A 19,054-nucleotide genomic window follows, 5' to 3' on the forward strand; every position below is an offset into this window, starting at 1 on the left:
GCAGGTTACAGGAGGATAATATGTATTTTTCACTTGGTTCAAACACGGTTAAAAAGAACTTCCTAGATCTCTATTCAAGAAAAAACGATATCAATGGCTTAACTCAAGAGAATGCTAAGCAACGCCTTAAAGATTCGTATATACAAACAATATCACAATTCATCCCGATAGGTCTGGATAACATTACAGAAAAAAATCAGATACTTAGGGTTAACGAACCAAACCTATGCAGTGAGCTATCTACAGGTTATAACTTGTCAAAGCTCGACGACTTATCTCAGTCAGACATTATATCTAACTCAACATTTAATGTAACTTCAGAAGAGATGGCCGACTATTTACTCTCTCTAGACTATCTAAAAGAGTTATCACCTGACCTCCATGAAGTTTTCGAGTTGGCTATTAATGTCATATTTTTCATGCGCTCAGATCAAGCAAGTGGCGGAAGCACTTCTGGTATGCCGGGTGTTATTTGGGTAAACCCTAAAACGCACTGGTGTATAAATAACCGGGTCGAGTTCCTCGTTCATGAATTAACACATAACCTCTTATTTATCGAAGAACTGATTAGAGGCCTTTATTCGTATGAAAATATGTATAAAGAAGAGAACTGGACTCGTTCTGCAGTATTAAATAAATCTCGCCCTCTCGATAAGTCATATCACAGTGCAGTTGTAGGAACCGAGTTACTTTTATTTCGACACGAGTTATCGATCGTACCAGAAGAATATTGTGCCCATCCGCCAACAGAACAACTGTTAGCGCAAACACTATCGTCGATCCAATCTTGTTTAGGCTCCCATTTATTGAAACCAAGAGGAAAAGAGATATTAGAAGTGTGCAACGCAAAACTGGAGAAAATATGAGTTTTTCTGAGAAGGAGCATGCCTTCATCGATTCCCTATTGGTTAACAATCGGCTTTCTAACAAAACCCAGCTGATGCGGTCACTAGACGGCGATAGCTCCCCAATCACCGACCATATAGAGACATTGTTGTCTGGTGCAAGAATGACTAGTGACAGGGCTAGATTTTTCCGCAATGGGACCGAACAAACTGAATTAGTCTCCACCAAAGGCATGAATAAACATGGGAAAACCAACCTCTACATAAGAAACGATAAGCTACACGACCAGTTTCTTGTTGGAGGTACGTTTGCTATGGACTCTATTGATGAGTTCAAAGGCTACTTTTCATCAACAACTCGGCAACTTAGCGAGCTTCTTCATTGTGAATCATCAGCTAACTTGTATGTTTCTTACGGTTCAGTGAGCGGATTTGGATACCATAAAGACGACCACCATGTGTTGGTTAAACAACTGGCTGGTCAGAAGCGCTGGCAATTTGGCGAGAGCCAAGACGATATCGTGCTCAACGAAGGTGATCTCCTTTTTGTTCCTAAAGGCGTTGCTCATAACCCTGTTTCGGAATCACACAAATCGTTCCATGTAACTTACAGTATTGTTACACCTACGCTATCGGACTTCTTAAAGTGGGCGTGCTTACCTGCACACCAGACAAGGCTGGATAATATTAGTGCAGAAGACCATATAGCGCTTAAGGAGGAGATCGAGTCGTTACACGCTAGTTTCCTTAAATACAGAAAGAACAAAGCACACGCCTTTCGAAATTACAGCACCAAACGGATGTTCCCTGTATGAAGTTTGAATCAGTAAGGTCTATTGCGCTAAGCCTGTTCAATAAGCACGCTTGGTCGGCACTCTCTTTTGCGAGCATACACCAACTCTCTATCGCAATCTCTGTTTACGCATCCGTTCAAATCATCTACGAAGTCAACAGTGTTGGCTTCGACAGTGTTGATTTCAAACTATGGGCCGTTGTTTACTTGACGTGTATGGTACTGCCTTACTGTGTCTCATATTTCAGTGATATGTCTCGGGAGGCGTGGTTGTGCTCTGCACTGAATGACTTTTGGTCTGCTGCCACAACGATCTACGGTTCGTGCACCAGCAAAACCGACACCGATAACATCAAAGGTATTCTGGTCTCTCAAGGTAAAGAGACCATCATTAGCTTTATTGGTTATTCATTTCATTTTATCTCTGCACTACTGAATTTCAGCCTAAGCTTGTTAGTGATTAGTGTGGTTTTAGATTATCGGTTTGCTCTCTCAATCCTGGTCAGCGCACTCTTTATTGCTGCCTACAAGGTCTACATATCCAAAACAATGGAGTGGCTATCAGAGACTCGAAATACTCAAGGCTCAATCCTTACTAAGAAATTATCAGCCATCCATGAAAACTATCATCACGGCTCGTCTATTAATCGTGATAGTTTTCAGAGTGATACACGTCTGAGTGCCGAGACGTATCTTTCATCTCGAATGAGAGAGGCCCGCAGTAAATACGCTGCGATGCTGCTCACTTCTTTATTCTCGCTCCTACCCACCACTTCTTTGGTCGTATTTTTGCTATTTTCACCTCAAATAGACGCAGCGATTAAACTGGGGATTGTAGTAAACCTGACTCGTATCTACCATTTGCTTGCTTCGGCCAACGAATTAGTATCGATAATCATCCTGCTACCTAATATAAAAGGGCAGCTTAGGCTACTCACCAAATTTAATGACAACAAAGCCCCCTTTAAAATAGATACGCACACTATTGAACTCAAAGATAATCAAACCAATAAACCAGTGAGCGCAAATGAACTGCAGAGCTATCGTAACGGCTATCTCTCTGTTATTGGTTCGAACGGTTCTGGAAAAACCACTTACCTTAAAGACTATCAACGAAGTTCCGGCGCTCTGTATTTCAACCCCTCGTACCGAGTATGTTGGCCTTGGGAGTCGGAGCTAAATAAAGAAGATATTTCCGACGGAGAGTACACCAAGAAGTGCCTAGATTGGTTACTCAACCATACGCAAGAAACGCTATTACTTGATGAATGGGACGCCTTTTTAGATAAAAAGAATAAAGCCGAATTTGAAGAGAGGATCGAATCTGACTCAAAGACTCGTTTGATTCTCCAGGTTCGTCAGTAAATTAAGCCTCGTAACGAATAACATGAAAGTAGAGCACTTCCAAAAACGAAACTTTAGCTTACTGGCTTTAGACCGATATCGCGTTGACGATACTGTTTGAGAAGCGCATGCTTTTATTTCGAGCAGAGCCGTTCTTAACCGTTTTCATGAGCAAACCGAAAGAGAATGTGCTCTGTGTTACGTATCTAATTGAGTGGCGAGTCAGATGAATAAAGTTGTTATGTTAGTAATGGGGATGCTTTTTACCAGCCGATTATTCGCCAGTATCGCGCCCCATGTTAATCAGTTAGAGCATGACGCGCCTATCCTACTTCGCTCAGCATTGATCGTTTTTGTAGCCGCTTATGTCATTTGGACCGGTGTTAAACATTTCAAAAAACGTAAAACCTCGGCGTTGAAATCAGAGCAGACTAACAGCTAATACCTCACGCTATATATCGCTGTCTCGGTTAGTTGTCTGCAAAATACTCGACTAAGATTTTACGCCACTTACGAGACTCTCGAATCTGCAACAGAGCGCGGTTAATCTCTTCTTCGTAAGGGTTATTTTCTGTAATGATAAAACCGTAGTTTTGCTTCTCTAGCTGATATGGTAACACCTCTAAATCTTCAAATTGGCCACTCATTCGGCCATTACCAATCATGTATTTAAGCACTACATCGTCGGCTACAATGGCGTCGACTTCTCCTTCTTCTAAAGCAGCCAAAAGCCTTGGCATATCAACATAATTCTCATGTCTGATACCAAAGCCAGTCAATAGTAGAGAGGACGTAGTCGCGACCTTGGCACCTACTTTGATATTCGCTAGATCGTTAATACCTTTGATCTGAGAAGATCCTTGGCTGAGCGTAAGTTTACTAGCTAACACAGCAGTAATACTGGCAATGAAAAGCATACTGAATACACCAATAAACACGGTAGCAATCCGCCCCGTTAGACTCTTAAATTCAAAGTAGTTAAATGGACCTCGAGTAATGAAAAGTAAACCAAGAATAAAACTCTCTAACCAGCGTCCAGTTCGGCTTTTCATCGAATAGAGCTTCTGGTTTTCACCGTGTTCGAGCAAATAGAAAAATGCACCAATGACACCTGCAATAAACACGACCACGCCAATGATTAACCACAAAGCTGGGTTGAAGAATATCGAGTGTAAAGTTTCAAGATAGCCTTTCTTTTTCACTGCGATAGCAAGGTGAGTTTCGTAAAACGAATGGGAAAAATCAGCAAAAATTTCTCGCTCTGGAGTGATTGAAATACAAGACACGCCTATGTCAATCTGTTCTGATTCAATGGCATTGAGCAACTCACCGAGTGGATGGTTTTCTATCGTAAATTCCACATCCATATCCCTGGCGATCTTTTCCCACAGTTCAATACTGAGGCCATCCCATTCATTATCCATCGAGCCAATAACAAAAGGAGGACAAGGGTAAACACCGACTTTAAGTGGTGCTGATGAAGTCATTGAGCTAAAGAAAGGGAGAAGTAAGAGAGAGAAAGCGGCACAATATTTAAGTGCCAATTTGAAGAAATTTTGCATCAGCAGCCCTCCAGAATGGGCAGCGATGAATGGAGTCGAAGATGAAGGCTCATCAACTGAAAACGCACAAGTGAGATCAGAAGTGAAGATATTTTATGACGAGTTCAATGCTGCCCTAGCTTTAATAGTTATTACTTTAACTATAGAGAACCCTATTTATTCTGCAAAACATTGGAGCTCGGAATAATACATAAACTGACTTTGTATCGATGAACCTTTCAGACCGCTAAGATAGAAGAAACACTATCCTAGGGCACTTCAAAACGGGCACTTACCGCTAGGTGGTCAGATAAATCCCACACACCCCACATATCAACGTCAAAACTGCGTAACACTTCAATTTTGCTGGAACTCGCCATCACGCTGCCATTATTTGAATACAACAGATAGTCCAGCCGTTCTTGGGCAGATTGATCACTATCGGATAGGTTTTGATTCACAAGCGGATCGTAACTGTGGGCCAATGGACCTTTTAAAGGCGGCTCTTGCAAATCCAATACTCTAAGCATTTGAGTGAAATCAAGCGGAAACTTATGCTTGGCGATATTGAAGTCACCGCCGAAGATAACAGGTTCGTTCTCTGGTAAATCTAACTGCTCCACAAAGGCGAGTATTTCACCGACCTGCAGCATTCTTATATTCCGATGTTCGCGAGAATTCCAAGACCCTAGATGCAGGTTAAACAAGTGATATGGGCGACTGTCTTTTATTATCTTGGTATAGAGCACACCTTTGTCTGCCGCACAATCGGTTCCCCGACAGTTATCAAAGACATGTTGTGCCTGTTCAACAATGGGATATTTACTATAGGTAATAACACCGCCATCGTAGGTATTACTGCCACCACCATCGAGTTTATGACTAACATACTGAAAGTGGCGCTGCATGTCCGCGTTTAAACGTAGTTCATTTTCTCGCCTGAACACCTCCTGCATAAAAACCACGTCATGATTCTTGACCACTTCAGCAATTCGTATATCCCTATCATTCATATGCTCTGCGATATAAGGGAGTAGCCACACGTTATAAGTCAGAATATTGATGCTATTCGCATCAGATGGTGGAGTCGTTGGTTCTTCACTTATAACAAACGTTATATCATCATATCCCCCGGTGTAATCAGCCTTATAATAATAACGGTAATTCCCTTTATTCGTTCCGTGAATTGCTCGATCACTGTATAAGTCTCCGATATGTGTGGTTTCAGGGTCAACAAGGGTAAAAGACATATCTGACCCCCACACCGTTCCTTTTAGCCTTACTAATGGAGTGAGATATTCGTAGCCTAAAAATATAAAAAAGTAGTAGTCTTTGCCTGCTTCTATACCACCATATCGACTCAGGTTAGCAACCTCAGCATAGTTATAAGGCCTAATATGGTTCACGCCAGTTGAGGTGATAACTTGCTCATCTCCAGATATAAATAACCGAATATCCTCACGGGTGTTATTCAAAATACTTATGTTCGTCTCTGCTTTGATAACGCTACAGAAAAACAACAAACATAATGATGTCGCACGTATCAATTTGTTGATCATCACTTCCAAGCTACTCTTTTGTATGTCGCACTCCAAAAATTATTAGAGCTTAGTTTTATAGCGAATACAAAATAGAGATAACGCAACAGTGGGTAATTTGATGAGTTTGAGTATGGGGATCTCATAAAAACAACTATCGACACTTGCTGTACATTGTTACAAGTGAGTTGATGATTGACACAAATTTGATGTGAACAGCACTAGCAATTGTTATAGTATAACATTAAGTCAATTTACTATTATGTCTCATGAAACAGCTATTTAATCTAACCAAGGTGCTCAACTGCCTTTCCTCAAGATATCTATGTCGTTTCTCAACGCAATTACGCTCTGTTAAGCATTTACCACTTTGGTTAGCAATACTGACTTTTGCTCCTCAGCTACATGCACATCCCCACTCTTGGATCGAAATGAAAACTCACATTGAGGGCGAGAATGGCATGATCACCGGATTCTCAATGGAGTGGTCTTTTGACGCCATGACCTCTATGTACATGCTGGATGGCGAAGACGTTTCTCCAGAAAAAGAAGAAGAGACGTTCAAGAACCTTGCGGCCTCAGTGATCGAAAACATGATGTACGAACACTACTTCACCTATTTCTACGACGGTGAGGAGCCGATTAAATATCAGGTTGCTGAACATGCGAAGTTCAAACGTGATAAAGCCAAAATGGTACTAACATTCGATCTACCTCTTTCAAAACCTAAGCCTGTAACACGTGACTCCTTACGTATGCTGATTTTTGACCCGAGCTACTTTGTCGATATGTCGTGGATCGCTAATGAAGACGTGACGTTGTCTCCAGAACTCGCAAGGCAATGTAAGTTAGAAATTATCGAGCCGAACCCAACGCCTGAGCAAATGAGTTATGCGATGTCGTTACCAGCCGATGCCGATCCAGACAACACGTTAGGCCAGCTATTCACTCAGTCGGTCGAGCTTCATTGTGCAGCGGTTCCTGGTGCTTAACCAAGGCGTTTTTTTACGATTAGGCGTTTCGACCATTAAGCGTCTGCGCTCGTTAAATCAATCTAATAATCGAGAAAAAGATTTCTGATAAAGGTGCATTTAATGCAGAAAAATCAAATTCAAACAAAGTACTACCTTGTGGGCATCGCAGCCTTAGTGCTTGCTGCAGTCGGTGCATACCAGCTGTGGGTTATGTGGCCATCACTAGTCATATCCAGCATTCAATGGCAAAGAGAAGTTAATTCAGAGCTTGCTGACCTCCTCTACGAGGCGAGGTCCAACCCTTGGGGCGCGGGCAGCTACCTTATCGGGTTCAGTTTTATCTACGGTATGCTTCACTCACTTGGCCCTGGGCACGGCAAAGTCATCGTCTCAACATACTTAGCTACTCACCCAACAAAAGCAAAAGCCAGTTTAGTTCTTACTATCGTATCTGCATTTTTACAAGCATTGGTCGCGATCCTATTAGTAAGCGTCTTGCTATGGGGCTTTAGCGCTTCTATGCGAATGGTGAACGACAAAGCAAACATGTTTGTTTCTTTAAGCTTTGCTTTAGTTGCAGTGGTTGGTGCATTGATCTGCTGGAAAGCACTTAGAAACATCTACCGTTCACTCCGCAAACCAAAATTGAAAGTAAAAGCGATCACCACATTAGCTGCCGATACGTCTTCGCCAATTTCAGTCCAATCACCAATGGCGCTTCGCTCATCAGTACCAGCTGGTTCAATGATGTTGACCCCATCAAACGCATTACAACCTGTAGAACACGCTCACGCAGATCATTCTCATGCAGACTGTGGATGCGGCCACCAGCATGTAGCCGATGCAGACGCGATAAACAAAGCTTCAACACTTCGTGAATATGCAGGAATCATCGTTACAATTGGCGTAAGGCCATGTACAGGTGCGATTATGGTTCTGCTTTTCGCAAACATGGTTGGCTTATATTGGATGGGTGTTGTCAGTGCCTTTGCCATGGCGGTAGGTACCGCATTTACAACCTCGACGATTGCCATAATGACACTAACGGGTAAGAACTTGGTAAAACGCTATTTGGCAGCAGGTAACAAAAATAACAGTGCGTCACTGAAAGTCGCAGGTCATTATTTACAACTGTTTGGCGGTGTTTTACTTATTTTGATTGGCTTATTGCTAATGAGTGGACAAGACAGCGGTATGTCGCCAGTGTTTACTATGTAGCTATAGGTTCGTTCTAACACTGTTAGAAACTACGTAACACTTCCACAGACAAAAGACCTCTTAGCCAGAGGTCTTTTTACTTCGCTGCATAAACACCCTTTAAGTTTATTCAAACGTTGCATCGCTAATAGTATGAATACCGTTTTCAGTATCATCGATTTACAAAACAGAGCCAAAATCTCTAAATAAAAGCAGTGAGGAGCGATACAATAATCAAGTTGCGAAGTTGCAGCGTGGGACACCTACCCACTGAAAGTCCATTTACAGAGAACCTTAAAGTAGCCATACATGTCTAAAGAACCCGGTTTCACCACAGAGTACACCCTCGACAAAGCTTTCTTTGCTGAGTGTTATGATCAAACGAGCGTACCAACTCAATTTCCAAAAGCGTATTTGAAAGCGTTTTTGTTTCTTCTGTTTGGTTGGGTTCTACTTGAGTTTGAACTATTACCGAGCGGCTACGTTGGTTGGTTCTTCATTGTATTGAGTGTTATTGAAGCGTTCAGCGTATATTGCAAACGAACCTGGTGGTTGTGGCGACAAAGAATCAGCTCAGGCGCTGGCAGCAAAGTAGTGTTTAAAGGTGACTTAGATGGCGTGAGTTACAAGAACTATAAGACTACCAACACGATCAAGTGGAGCCAGATCGACGAGCTTGAGCAGACTGACCTTGGCTTTATCATTCATATTGGCAAGCAGCGCCAATATGTGAGCAAATCGTGCTTGAGTGATGACGCGATTACTTTCATGGTTGAGCAACACAGAGCATCAAAAGCTAACTAACGTAAGTGTATAAAGACCTCCAGAATTGAGGTCTTTATAATATATGGCTTTGAGAAGATAACTTACATCGTACTGCACTTTACGCGTTAACCTAGCTCAGACCACCCTTTTCCCCATACCTAAACGAAGACTCATTGGAGTTACTAGTACCACCTCTTACCCAATGAATACAAAATTTAATGACGATTGAGAGTATTGTCTTGATTGTGGAATTCAATTATCCCTCTTCGTTATAAGAACTAAATTAAAATATAATGTCCAATTACTCGAAAGAGAAATAATTTAGCCCAACGCTGATATTTGATGAAAAACCACTAATGTAAATAACTTACCATGATAACTCAACTAAAGCGGTGCATACTCGTACCATACTCAAAACTTATGCTTATAATTGAATAATCACTTTATCAACGTGAAAATGACAAACGAAAACTACTGTAATCATCAGTAAATTTTTGCAAATACTATCTTATACTGACAATACTGTATTGTGTCTCCATATAATACTGGAGTCACTGACATCTAACTACATACTCTACCTGATCAATCATAAGATGATTAACTAAACTAGGTTCTCTATGTTTGCAAATAAAAAAACTAGTTCAACATATCTAGTATGTCTTTCTTTTATTCCTTGTGTCTTGGCGCTGACTATTTTGTATCTCAGTTTTGGCCGTTCACTGGATGAGCAAGCAAATCAAAAAGCAATGAATATTGTTCAAGAAGTAGATGAGATTCTTGAGTTTGGTAAGGAGGCCAACACGAGTGCTTTAAAGCTATTGCAAAACTCTAATGCCTGTGAAGATGAGGCCCTAGCCCTTAGACATCTGGTAGCAACCATACCTTACGTACGAAGTGCTAATTTAGCAAAAGACAATGTTATCTTCTGCACCTCTATTTGGGGTGAAGGCGATTACAAATATGATCCTACCGCATACACTTCAGGACAATTACTGCTGCTTAATGGAAGTAATGTTGATACTTCTCACCCTCTTATCGTGGTAAGGTCAACGTCGGACGATCACGCAGCATTAAGTGGAATTGATAGCCTTTACCTAAGAGAGTCGCTCACTTCAGACAGCAAGTTTCGGTCATTTATTGCAGTCGGTGATAAATGGCTTGATAGTAAAGAGTTGACCGTAAAGACAAACCCGGTAGAGCAACTCATCTCTTGGCATCAAGTGTCATCAAAACAGTTTCCTTATAGCGCACATGCAGGTTTTGCTTACCCTAATATGCTAGCGGCATTCTGGGTCAAGGATAAGCAATACATTGTAGCCATCGTACTACTGCAAACTCTGTTTACCCTATATCTTATTTGGCTATCAAGACGCCCCTCTAATCTGTACCTCGAAATCGAACGTGCAATGCAAAGAAAAGAGTTTGTCCCATACGCTCAACCGATTGTGAACAGTGAAACTCGTGCAATACAAGGCATAGAGATTCTATTGAGGTGGAAACACCCAGTACAAGGTATCGTGAGACCAGATCTGTTCATTCCTAAGGCTGAAACCTCGGGTCTTATTGTACCTATGACACACCAATTGATGCGGCTCACAGCTATGCAAATTAAGCCTTTCATAGACCAGCTACCTAGAGGTTTCCATGTGGGTATAAACATCTCACCCCAGCACTGTTCGAAAGGCACATTGCTGGAGGCGTGTCAGGAATTTATCGATATTATTGACTGTGACGACGTTACTCTAGTTCTAGAACTCACAGAAAGAGAAGCGCTAAACTACTGCGATTTAACCGATGATATTTTCGGAAAGATCAAAGCACTCGGATGCAAGATAGCAATAGATGATTTTGGCACGGGTCACTCCTCATTGGTCAATTTACAAAAAGTAGACCTCGACTACCTAAAGATTGACCAAACTTTTGTCCGAGACATTGGCGTTGACACAATCACAGGCCACCTACTTCAAAACATGATCACCTTATCGCACGACTTATCTCTAGATGTCATCGCTGAAGGCGTTGAAACAGAGCAACAAGCAGATTATTTAAGAGAGCGAAGCGTCAACTACCTACAGGGCTTCTTGTTCGCTAAACCGATTCCACTTGAAGAGTTTTTGAAGAACCAAACAAGCCGTTGAAAATAGGCAAACAAAGCAAGCTGAGAGCATTTGTCTTTTGCTCTCAGCTTCTAAAAGATGCATCAACCTCTAAGTAACTCAATAAATCTCGCCGGGCTTCTTCCTGTCATCATCTTAAACATGTGAATAAATGATGATGGGGAGTCATAACCCAGCTCAGAGGAAATCCCGCTAACACTTTTACCCTTTAGCATTTCGTCAATAGCGACATGAACGACGAGCTGACTTTTCCATTGTCGATAACTCAAGTTAGTGTCAATACGTATAATTCTTGACAATGTGCTTTCTGAAACGTTTGAAAGCAATGCAAACTCACGCTTTTCCATACTACATATTGACTTAATTCCTACCGAAGATATGCATTGAAGCACGCGTCTATCATGAGGCATAGGAGCGCTAGTAAACAGCCGTCTAGCGATTTTCAGACGGTGAAAGACCAAATCAACGAGTAACTTTTGGCCACCCTCATCATTACTTGTTGGAATTCTTTCCATCTCAATTAACAGCGATTTTAAGAAAGAATTGATCTCCACAAGCTGCGCTTTGACTGAGCAAAAATCAAAGATCTCTGAAGGCATGTAAAGGCTAACAAGTTCTACGTTGCTCAACGTTCCCACCGAATGTCTAACGCCAGCCGGAATCAGTACTCCCTGCTGAGGAGACACAAGCATCCTCTCCTTGGATCTGTCTAAATACAAAAACAACGCACCTTCTTTCGCATAAAGCAACTGAACCCATGCATGGCTGTGTGCCTGAACATTTACCCCTTTGGGAATTGAACGAGCGACCACTTTGCATTCGCTGCATAAGTTTTCAAATGACTCTTTCGAAGGTGGGTAGGTTGAAATCATTATTGATAAATATTCTCTATTCATTGACACATATTCGATACCGCCTCCATGAGTTGCTCCACTAATCTAGGCGCTACCGGAACCGAACTTGCATTACATTACTATATATAACAATAAGATAACCAATCAACCTAATCACATTGACTCCTATCTTATTCGGGAAAACACCTAAATCAGAGTGGTTCCGGACTCTTTGTCACTAAAACGAAAAACCGTTTAAAGGAAAATATGGTGAGTACACATACCTCAAAAACAAAAATCACAACCGCTAAGATAAAAAGCATGAAAGGAAAAGGGCGAATAGTGTCACTTACTGCCTATACAAAAAACATAACGCAACTAATGGATCCTTATGTCGATCTTATTATTGTTGGTGACTCGCTAGGCATGGTGGCTTATGGCTTTGACTCTACATTGCCAGTTACCATAGAAATGATGATTTCCCACGGTTCAGCCGTAGTCCGTGGTGCCGAAACATCTTGCGTAATAGTAGATATGCCCTTTGGAAGCTACCAGGAATCGAAGCAATTAGCTTATAAAAATGCAGCTGAAGTTATGGCTCAGACAGGTGCCCAAGGTATCAAAATCGAAGGTGGCCCCGAAATGCTCGAAACAGTGGAGTTTCTAATTCAAAGAGGTATACCGGTAATGCCTCATATTGGTCTATGCCCTCAATACGCCAACGTATTAGGTGGCTTTAAGGTTCAAGGAAAAACACAACACCAAAGGGACTACCTCATCGAAACAGCACGAAAATTCGAAAAAGTTGGATCATTTTCATTACTTGTTGAAGGCGTCGATGAGCTTACAGCTCGAGAAATCACCCGCTCTGTATCGATCCCGACTATTGGTATCGGAGCTTCACCCGAATGTGATGGTCAGGTGTTAGTGACCGAAGACATGCTTGGTTTATTCACTGAATATACACCTAAGTTTGTCAAAAAATACATCGACCTAAGCCAGCTGATCAAAACATCATTTAGTGAATATGAACAAGAAGTAAGAAATGGTGCATTCCCTACTCGTGAGCATTGCTTCGATTAGTTGGCCTGTTCATTAAAACTCTGGATGCGGAAAATATCAGCGCTAGATCAAACAAAACGTGTATATATCGGCCGTTTTTCGTTCAAACATCACACTTTACCGATTACAAATTTGCAACATCCACAACATAATGTTCATATTCAACCGTCTGCATAACCTTGTAGAATATCTTTACTATGAAATAAGGGCTTTTCATTTGTAATGATTCTTCTCGTTTGTATTTGCCACCCTTCGGGGTGGCCTTTTTTTATTAAAGCCTCAGATCTTTATTATGTCTTCTCAAGTACTCACACCGAACTAAATCTACGAAACTATCAACAAAAACTCTTATCTATTAATGCTTTACACACCTTTAGGCTATCTAATATCCTATTCATCTACCTAAAAGTGAGGACTTATCATGTTAAAATGGATCATATTCTTTTTACTACTCAGCAGCACAACTTACGCAGCGGCTTCACTAGATCCATTAGGTAATGGGAATATTCTTTAGTATTCAAGGACTCACTTAACTAGTTAAGTCTATTGCACTAACACATACAACTTTCGGAAAAATAAAACGACAAATTGTAATTATGGTATTCGTCCTAATTTCACGTAAATAGCAGCATTTAAGAATCACTACCTGTTCCCTACTCACTGTATACCTATCCTATAAGATCGCAGGCAATTTAATTGTTACCCTTTCAATATGTACCATGGTATTTATAGTGTTAAACTCCAGATTACATTCCTACTCTCTAATATATTAATTTTAACATACCGCTAGATTTTAGGAGCTTATTAAAAGTACGACCATTTGTTGCGTCAAAAACAATAATAAGCGACAACTGGCTGACTAAATATCTTCAAGTAATTAATCAACGATATAACCATACACTCAATATATGCCGCTAGTTCCTTATAAATAGTCATTCAACCAATCATTTGTAAAATATTAGTTTGCACAGCTGGCAACACAATAAAAATAACTATAATCGCGCAACTCTTTAACAAGCCGACAAAGGCATTTAAACAAAGCGTCCTAACTTACTCGTATTTATCCCAATATTTGAATACGCAATGATTCAGCTCAGAATCATTGACCGCTCGTAAACAAACGCCTGATTCCAATGTTGGTTTCAGATAAAAAATAAAGTGGCGGTTAAGTTAGAGAGAAATATCAATCCCACAATCAAAAACACAAGTCAGCTCATGCAAAAAAAGAACATTAACAGTTACACTATTTCAATCGCAGCAATGCTATCTATAGCCCTTACCGGATGTGGCGGCGGCTCAAGCGGTGGAGGCTCGAACGGTAACGGTTCAATTGATCCGGCACCGCTCGTTAAGCTTCCGGCCCTCAAATCATTGAGTAATCCCCAAACCAATTTTCAGTCTATTGAGCCTTCTAATTTTGACATTGAGCCCGCAAGCAATACGGCATTAAATAAGATGGCTTACAAAAACCTACAAGGTGACGAGCGCATATTCGAAGTTGCCTTCCAGCCATGTGAACAGTGTGATGAAGCGGTTATGCCAACGGTTACACGTGTATTCGATATCAACCAGAAGTACACCATGTTCAACATGAACAACTCAACGGTCGCTTGGAAAGGTAAAACGTATTATGGTAATTACCCAGTCATCATGGACAAAGAAAGTGGTCAGCTTTATCCCATCGTGATTGACGGTAAGGTATCGGAATTTGATGCTGAGTTACAAAACGAGAGCCCATTTCTTAGCCAACAGAAACAAGGTGACTTAGCACCAAATGAGACGCTATATAGCTTTGACATTACAGACGACGTTCATTGGCACACACAAGGAATCTTCAAGGCAGTACTAGAAAATAATGCTTTTGTATTCAAGACGTTAAAAAGCCGTGCGCTTGCCGATGAGCGAGACATACAGATTGACGCACAAGGTAATATTCTTGTCGACTATCAAGATCCACATACATCTACAAATCATTCAATAAATTATAATCACTATGCCTACATTAAAAATACAGATGAATATCAGGAACTCAATTATTCGGATACACATAGCCGTTATAGGTCTTTTAGGGTAATTGATGGAAAACTAGCAGGGATCGACCGTGCAGATCCAAACTACTTTTCGTTTGTTAGACCAGTCGGAGACAAGCTAGTCTCGACGCAAAGCCAATACGACATTACTAATTCTGTAGGCAATACCATCAGCACAAGTAAGCGCAGCCCACAGATTAATGGTTATGATATGAATGTTGGATGCGTCGTGAATCAGTTGAATACCAATAGCTACGATTACGTTGGGGAAAGTGCACTCATAGACAAAAGTCGCCCATACTCTTCATTCGATGCGTTGAGAGCCTCGCAACATACATTGTTTTGCGTTGATTACATCGAATCTTGGCAGGAGGAGAATGTGACAGTCAAAGTATCGGCATTCGATACTGAAACTCAAACATTCTATGACTTTGATACTGACATAGAGCTTAACAAGGATTTTTACGCACCAGAAGTTGGTAAATTAACCGCTCACGATGGCGTTGTGGTACAGTCTGACCAGACGGTCATGCTGTACATGAATCGAATAAATAGCAATGAAATTGTAGAATTTTACATCAACCCATTTTTAAAGACGGTAGAGCAAAGAACGAATGATGGCTTTATCTCTCCAACGGGGTTCGCTTCTTTAAGTCATTAAGGTTTAATTCCCTCTTCCTTTAGTGAGTTGGAGCGGTGATCTAAACCTACATCATGTAATGCCTGCTCATACAGCAGGCATTTTTGTACTAGGGCGCATGGTGATTCAGGAGCTTAGGAGCAAAGAGTTACCAGATAACATAGCTGAACAATTTGTAGAAAATGGTAAGCTAATTAGTATCTTGTATGATTGGGCATTTAGATCCATAAAGCGAAACACGCTCTGGCTAAGCCATAAAAGGTAAACACCTAAGGTAAAAGCCCTGCTTGATTATCTCACTCAAGAATTGAAATAACCGGACGCCAATAATGAACACCATTTACCAAATCAGTGATTGCCACCTCTCTGATGAATCCAGCTATAGAAACCTACGTCGAGCTCTTGAATACGTCAATAACGATCAAGAATGCGAAGTTATTTTCCTAACAGGTGACATTTGCTGTAACCCCCAACCCGGTGATTATGTTCACTTAGAAACGTTCGTTCGAAACCTTACCGACAAATCTATTTATGCGATTGCAGGCAACCATGATGACTCTCGCTTAATGCGTGAAGAGCTTAAAGGTTCGACGATCTGCGTAACCGATAGAGCCAACATTTGTGGGCGAGAGTTTGTGTTTCTCGATTCGAGTTTCAAACCCAAAGACAGCGTTCACCCACTCGGTTCAGGACGTATCGATAATCGAGGTCTGGCCAAATTAAAAAAACAGCTGAGAAAAGCCAGCCATCCTATCATTGTTATTCACCACCCCATCATCCCTGTCGGTGCCGATTGGATGAAAGCAATCCGCCTTGAGAACGATTTTTCCATAATGAAAGTGCTTCAGAAATATAGAGTGAGAGAAGTCATTTGTGGTCATGGGCATGATCAAATAACAACGACACAACACGGCATGACCCAGTATATGGCACCTTCTACAGCTTACGGGTTCGACCACTCTATTGAGGAGTACAATCGCAGTGATAAGATTGGATTAAGCAAGATCTCCGTATCACAACACTCATTTGATTATCTGGCTATCTACCTTTGAATATGCGTATTTAGGCCAGTGCGCTACGACTAACCAACAAGCCATTCATCTAACACGGAGATGAATTTAGGATTTATGAGATAACCAGTAGAAGCGTGCGGGTTGCTTTGCCCGTCACACACATTGAGATTGTAAATTGGATAAATGTCTTTCATTCCACCATTAATCAAACCCAGTGTAAGCATCTCTTGAAAGTCATTTTTGATTTTGCTGTCATGAGAGATAAAGTCATCTTCAGCCGACAAGTTCACCCACCTATGAATATTCAAAGGGTACTTTTTCATGCCCTCTAAACGGCTCCCTTTCAAGCGCTCTTTCACACTCTCATCACCTAAAGGTGAACCTAACGTAACCAGAAGATCAATCTTCTTTTTGGCGCCGTAATCATTTCGGTACTCACTGTAATGAGAGAGTTTCCATAACACGTCATAACTGATCATTGTGCCAAGACTATGTGCTACGATCATCACCTCATCTTGGTTATCTAACGCCTCTCTCAACTCCACCATTAATCGATACCTTACGTCGCTGCCAAAGTAGGATTCTTCATACCAATAATGAGTCATATCGGGAGCAACTAATGCTATAAGTGGCTCTGCCACTTTCAAGCGACTGAGCACAGAAGAAAAAGTATCGGCAAGCGCCTCTTGCAGAAACCCGGCCTTGGAAACTTCACCATACGTTTTCTTGTTAAACTGATGGGACTTGTAGCCTTTGAGGTCGATTAAAGCCTGTTGTCGATAGATCGGGTCTTCAGCTGGCTTGTTCAACAAGGCGTTTGATAAGTCACCAAAATACACGAAGCGCTTCTCTATATTCTGGAAAGCTTGGAGTGAATCAGAGCCGTTACAGTCACGCTGTAACCCATGTTCGATGGCATCGTACCAGAGTGATTGAAGAGATTCCCTATCAGGCTTTTGTCCCCGACCGTGGATAAATATTATTTTCTTAGCCATACCTTAAAAACCATGTTCACTATCAACATTAATCATCGGGCCGCTATTTTCCTGATAATTAACGAGGAGAGAACCGATTAATTTCGCTTCCCTTGTTTTATGCGGCCTACATAACTGAAATGTACCCTCGTTAAACATCAACTTGTCAGTTTTAATGCGTAAATACCCCATACATGAGGGCCTTGAATCACATGGGGAATACTGCCGGGTCAGGGTGCATCAGTGTCCTTTCAAAACAAGCCAATTCCTATTCTGACACACTGAGATAGGCTCTAAGATTCGGTTATGTACAATAACCACATATACTAGGGGGTAGTATTTCATACTCAGGGGGAGTATAGTTTTTTGTAACACACTATCTCACAAACCACGGCTTAAGAGTTTCCATATGAAAGATGTTAAAGGTGTTTTCCGCAACCTAGAGAAGATGCTAAGAAAAGCAAACTGGTTCGAGGACGGTTGGGAGATCTATAACCGTGGCGAGTACCTTCAGTTATATAAAGAGACATGGTTCAACCAAAAACAGGGCGGTATCCACTTTGAGACCTTTATCGAAGGGCCCCAAATTAAGCAAAAGGCCTTTCCTGTTTGCATGCATGCGGAAGAAGACTGTCCTTCCCAAGCAGAATTTATACGCCAGTTTAAAGCACTAGAAAAAGATCGCATTGAAAGTTGGAAAGGCTATAAAACCCAAGACAACAGTTACGGGATTTGCCAGAGAACCTTACCCCTAAACTTCAAAAACCTAGAACAGCGCTTGTTCGAGGAATTCAACCGGCTGCGCTCACTTGAAGCCAGTGTAGAGAAAGTACTAGATAGGCTCTGATATGAAAAAACAGAAAAGCCCTTGTATTGATATGTGCGATTTTTCACACAATAAAGGGTGGTGTTTAGGCTGCGGTAGAACACGAGAAGAGTGTAAGGCTTGGAAATCAATGAAGCCTTACGCTGTTAATGTTCTCAAGAAAGAGCTAGTAAAAAGAAAGGCTCAAATGAACCGCTAAACCAAGCGCTATTTGATGTATGAATCCAATACTTTCAGTACCACTTCCATATCTTCTTCACGCTGAACTTTGTCATCTTCTAGTACCACATGTTCTAGAAGATGACCTTTAATGACCTCCCTCATCAAGCCATTCACTGCGCCACGAATCGCTGCGATTTGCTGCAGTACGTCTTGGCACTGTTGCTCGTCGTTATCGAGCATCTTTTTTAAACCATTGACCTGGCCTTGTATTTTACTAACTCGGGCCTTTAGTTTTTTCTGATCTTTGGCGGTATGTGACATAACGTAGGTACTCAAGGTAATTAAAAACAAGCGGTTAACCTGTAATGTAGCACTTTAGCGATACTGGGGGGTAGTTTTT

At 41.3% G+C, this 19,054-nt stretch carries 18 protein-coding genes; 13 read left to right on the forward strand and 5 right to left on the reverse strand.

What is annotated here, in order from left to right; translation table 11 throughout:
* Positions 1 to 20 precede the first annotated feature (20 nt).
* The 4 genes from BTO10_RS15450 (at position 21) to BTO10_RS15465 (ending at position 3,424) form a co-directional block, all read left to right on the forward strand.
* A complete protein-coding gene (locus BTO10_RS15450) occupies positions 21 to 866 on the forward strand; it encodes an aKG-HExxH-type peptide beta-hydroxylase (RefSeq protein WP_105025129.1) in 846 nt (281 codons plus the stop codon).
* A 74-nt stretch (positions 867 to 940) separates the two neighbouring features.
* Complete coding sequence (locus BTO10_RS15455; RefSeq protein ID WP_181143986.1) at positions 941 to 1,660, forward strand: JmjC domain-containing protein; 720 nt, start codon at positions 941 to 943, stop codon at positions 1,658 to 1,660.
* Positions 1,657 to 3,003: a hypothetical protein gene (locus tag BTO10_RS15460; RefSeq protein ID WP_105025131.1), complete on the forward strand. Its 1,347-nt coding sequence runs from the start codon at positions 1,657 to 1,659 to the stop codon at positions 3,001 to 3,003. Before BTO10_RS15455 ends, BTO10_RS15460 begins: the two co-directional genes overlap by 4 nt.
* A 205-nt stretch (positions 3,004 to 3,208) precedes the next feature.
* A complete protein-coding gene (locus BTO10_RS15465; RefSeq protein WP_105025132.1) occupies positions 3,209 to 3,424 on the forward strand; it encodes a hypothetical protein in 216 nt (71 codons plus the stop codon).
* Positions 3,425 to 3,452: 28 nt separating this feature from the next.
* Here BTO10_RS15465 and BTO10_RS15470 read toward each other — a convergent pair whose 3' ends face one another.
* Positions 3,453 to 4,544, reverse strand: coding sequence for a transporter substrate-binding domain-containing protein (locus tag BTO10_RS15470; protein ID WP_105025133.1), 1,092 nt, complete (start codon positions 4,542 to 4,544; stop codon positions 3,453 to 3,455).
* A 248-nt stretch (positions 4,545 to 4,792) separates the two neighbouring features.
* Positions 4,793 to 6,082, reverse strand: a complete 1,290-nt coding sequence (locus BTO10_RS15480) for a sphingomyelin phosphodiesterase (protein ID WP_004741770.1) — start codon at positions 6,080 to 6,082, stop codon at positions 4,793 to 4,795.
* 248 nt (positions 6,083 to 6,330) lie between these two features.
* Here BTO10_RS15480 and BTO10_RS15485 point away from each other — a divergent pair, with 248 nt between their 5' ends.
* The 4 genes from BTO10_RS15485 (at position 6,331) to BTO10_RS15500 (ending at position 11,135) form a co-directional block, all read left to right on the forward strand.
* Complete coding sequence (locus tag BTO10_RS15485; protein ID WP_146106822.1) at positions 6,331 to 7,053, forward strand: DUF1007 family protein; 723 nt, start codon at positions 6,331 to 6,333, stop codon at positions 7,051 to 7,053.
* Between the two features lie 102 nt (positions 7,054 to 7,155).
* Positions 7,156 to 8,253, forward strand: a complete 1,098-nt coding sequence (locus BTO10_RS15490; RefSeq protein ID WP_105025135.1) for a nickel/cobalt transporter — start codon at positions 7,156 to 7,158, stop codon at positions 8,251 to 8,253.
* A gap of 288 nt (positions 8,254 to 8,541) precedes the next feature.
* Positions 8,542 to 9,036, forward strand: coding sequence for a YcxB family protein (locus BTO10_RS15495; RefSeq protein WP_105025136.1), 495 nt, complete (start codon positions 8,542 to 8,544; stop codon positions 9,034 to 9,036).
* 578 nt (positions 9,037 to 9,614) lie between these two features.
* Entirely contained in the window at positions 9,615 to 11,135 is a 1,521-nt protein-coding gene (locus tag BTO10_RS15500; protein ID WP_105025137.1) for an EAL domain-containing protein, read from the forward strand.
* A gap of 62 nt (positions 11,136 to 11,197) precedes the next feature.
* Here BTO10_RS15500 and BTO10_RS15505 read toward each other — a convergent pair whose 3' ends face one another.
* Entirely contained in the window at positions 11,198 to 12,010 is an 813-nt protein-coding gene (locus BTO10_RS15505) for an AraC family transcriptional regulator (RefSeq protein ID WP_105025138.1), read from the reverse strand.
* 207 nt (positions 12,011 to 12,217) lie between these two features.
* Here BTO10_RS15505 and panB point away from each other — a divergent pair, with 207 nt between their 5' ends.
* The 3 genes from panB (at position 12,218) to BTO10_RS15525 (ending at position 16,731) form a co-directional block, all read left to right on the forward strand.
* Positions 12,218 to 13,030 carry a 3-methyl-2-oxobutanoate hydroxymethyltransferase gene (gene panB, locus BTO10_RS15510; protein ID WP_032554402.1) on the forward strand — a complete coding sequence of 271 codons (813 nt, stop codon included), beginning with the start codon at positions 12,218 to 12,220 and terminating at the stop codon, positions 13,028 to 13,030.
* 1,194 nt (positions 13,031 to 14,224) lie between these two features.
* Positions 14,225 to 15,700, forward strand: coding sequence for a hypothetical protein (locus tag BTO10_RS15515; RefSeq protein ID WP_105025139.1), 1,476 nt, complete (start codon positions 14,225 to 14,227; stop codon positions 15,698 to 15,700).
* 308 nt (positions 15,701 to 16,008) lie between these two features.
* On the forward strand, positions 16,009 to 16,731 hold the full coding sequence (locus BTO10_RS15525; protein ID WP_105025141.1) for a metallophosphoesterase family protein: 723 nt from the start codon (positions 16,009 to 16,011) through the stop codon (positions 16,729 to 16,731).
* A 29-nt stretch (positions 16,732 to 16,760) separates the two neighbouring features.
* Here the strand turns inward: BTO10_RS15525 and BTO10_RS15530 are convergent, their stop codons facing one another.
* Positions 16,761 to 17,687 (reverse strand): hypothetical protein, encoded by a 927-nt coding sequence (locus BTO10_RS15530; RefSeq protein ID WP_105025142.1) that lies wholly within the window; start codon positions 17,685 to 17,687, stop codon positions 16,761 to 16,763.
* 388 nt (positions 17,688 to 18,075) lie between these two features.
* Between BTO10_RS15530 and BTO10_RS15535 the strand changes: the two genes are divergently transcribed.
* Both BTO10_RS15535 and BTO10_RS15540 read left to right on the forward strand, forming a co-directional pair.
* On the forward strand, positions 18,076 to 18,513 hold the full coding sequence (locus BTO10_RS15535; protein ID WP_008223720.1) for a hypothetical protein: 438 nt from the start codon (positions 18,076 to 18,078) through the stop codon (positions 18,511 to 18,513).
* A 1-nt stretch (position 18,514) separates the two neighbouring features.
* The gene (locus BTO10_RS15540) at positions 18,515 to 18,691 is read left to right on the forward strand and encodes a DUF1289 domain-containing protein (RefSeq protein WP_105025143.1); all 177 of its coding nucleotides are present in this window, start codon (positions 18,515 to 18,517) and stop codon (positions 18,689 to 18,691) included.
* Positions 18,692 to 18,699: 8 nt separating this feature from the next.
* On the opposite strand, the gene rcnR is transcribed toward BTO10_RS15540, so the two are convergent.
* On the reverse strand, positions 18,700 to 18,975 hold the full coding sequence (gene rcnR, locus BTO10_RS15545) for a Ni(II)/Co(II)-binding transcriptional repressor RcnR (protein WP_008223718.1): 276 nt from the start codon (positions 18,973 to 18,975) through the stop codon (positions 18,700 to 18,702).
* Positions 18,976 to 19,054 lie beyond the last annotated feature (79 nt).

It is taken from the genome of Vibrio chagasii (assembly GCF_002954585.1).
GTDB lineage: Bacteria > Pseudomonadota > Gammaproteobacteria > Enterobacterales > Vibrionaceae > Vibrio > Vibrio chagasii_A.

Bases quoted from the DNA above. Each gene is read 5' to 3' on its own strand.
- BTO10_RS15480 (WP_004741770.1), bottom strand. From the start codon at position 6,082: ATGATCAACAAATTGATACGTGCGACATCATTATGTTTGTTGTTTTTC.
- BTO10_RS15515 (WP_105025139.1), top strand. From the start codon at position 14,225: ATGCAAAAAAAGAACATTAACAGTTACACTATTTCAATCGCAGCAATG.
- BTO10_RS15455 (WP_181143986.1), top strand. From the start codon at position 941: ATGCGGTCACTAGACGGCGATAGCTCCCCAATCACCGACCATATAGAG.
- BTO10_RS15470 (WP_105025133.1), bottom strand. From the start codon at position 4,544: ATGCAAAATTTCTTCAAATTGGCACTTAAATATTGTGCCGCTTTCTCT.
- BTO10_RS15525 (WP_105025141.1), top strand. From the start codon at position 16,009: ATGAACACCATTTACCAAATCAGTGATTGCCACCTCTCTGATGAATCC.
- BTO10_RS15485 (WP_146106822.1), top strand. From the start codon at position 6,331: ATGAAACAGCTATTTAATCTAACCAAGGTGCTCAACTGCCTTTCCTCA.
- BTO10_RS15490 (WP_105025135.1), top strand. From the start codon at position 7,156: ATGCAGAAAAATCAAATTCAAACAAAGTACTACCTTGTGGGCATCGCA.
- BTO10_RS15460 (WP_105025131.1), top strand. From the start codon at position 1,657: ATGAAGTTTGAATCAGTAAGGTCTATTGCGCTAAGCCTGTTCAATAAG.
- BTO10_RS15500 (WP_105025137.1), top strand. From the start codon at position 9,615: ATGTTTGCAAATAAAAAAACTAGTTCAACATATCTAGTATGTCTTTCT.
- BTO10_RS15535 (WP_008223720.1), top strand. From the start codon at position 18,076: ATGAAAGATGTTAAAGGTGTTTTCCGCAACCTAGAGAAGATGCTAAGA.
- BTO10_RS15450 (WP_105025129.1), top strand. From the start codon at position 21: ATGTATTTTTCACTTGGTTCAAACACGGTTAAAAAGAACTTCCTAGAT.
- BTO10_RS15465 (WP_105025132.1), top strand. From the start codon at position 3,209: ATGAATAAAGTTGTTATGTTAGTAATGGGGATGCTTTTTACCAGCCGA.
- BTO10_RS15495 (WP_105025136.1), top strand. From the start codon at position 8,542: ATGTCTAAAGAACCCGGTTTCACCACAGAGTACACCCTCGACAAAGCT.
- rcnR (WP_008223718.1), bottom strand. From the start codon at position 18,975: ATGTCACATACCGCCAAAGATCAGAAAAAACTAAAGGCCCGAGTTAGT.
- BTO10_RS15530 (WP_105025142.1), bottom strand. From the start codon at position 17,687: ATGGCTAAGAAAATAATATTTATCCACGGTCGGGGACAAAAGCCTGAT.
- BTO10_RS15505 (WP_105025138.1), bottom strand. From the start codon at position 12,010: ATGAATAGAGAATATTTATCAATAATGATTTCAACCTACCCACCTTCG.
- BTO10_RS15540 (WP_105025143.1), top strand. From the start codon at position 18,515: ATGAAAAAACAGAAAAGCCCTTGTATTGATATGTGCGATTTTTCACAC.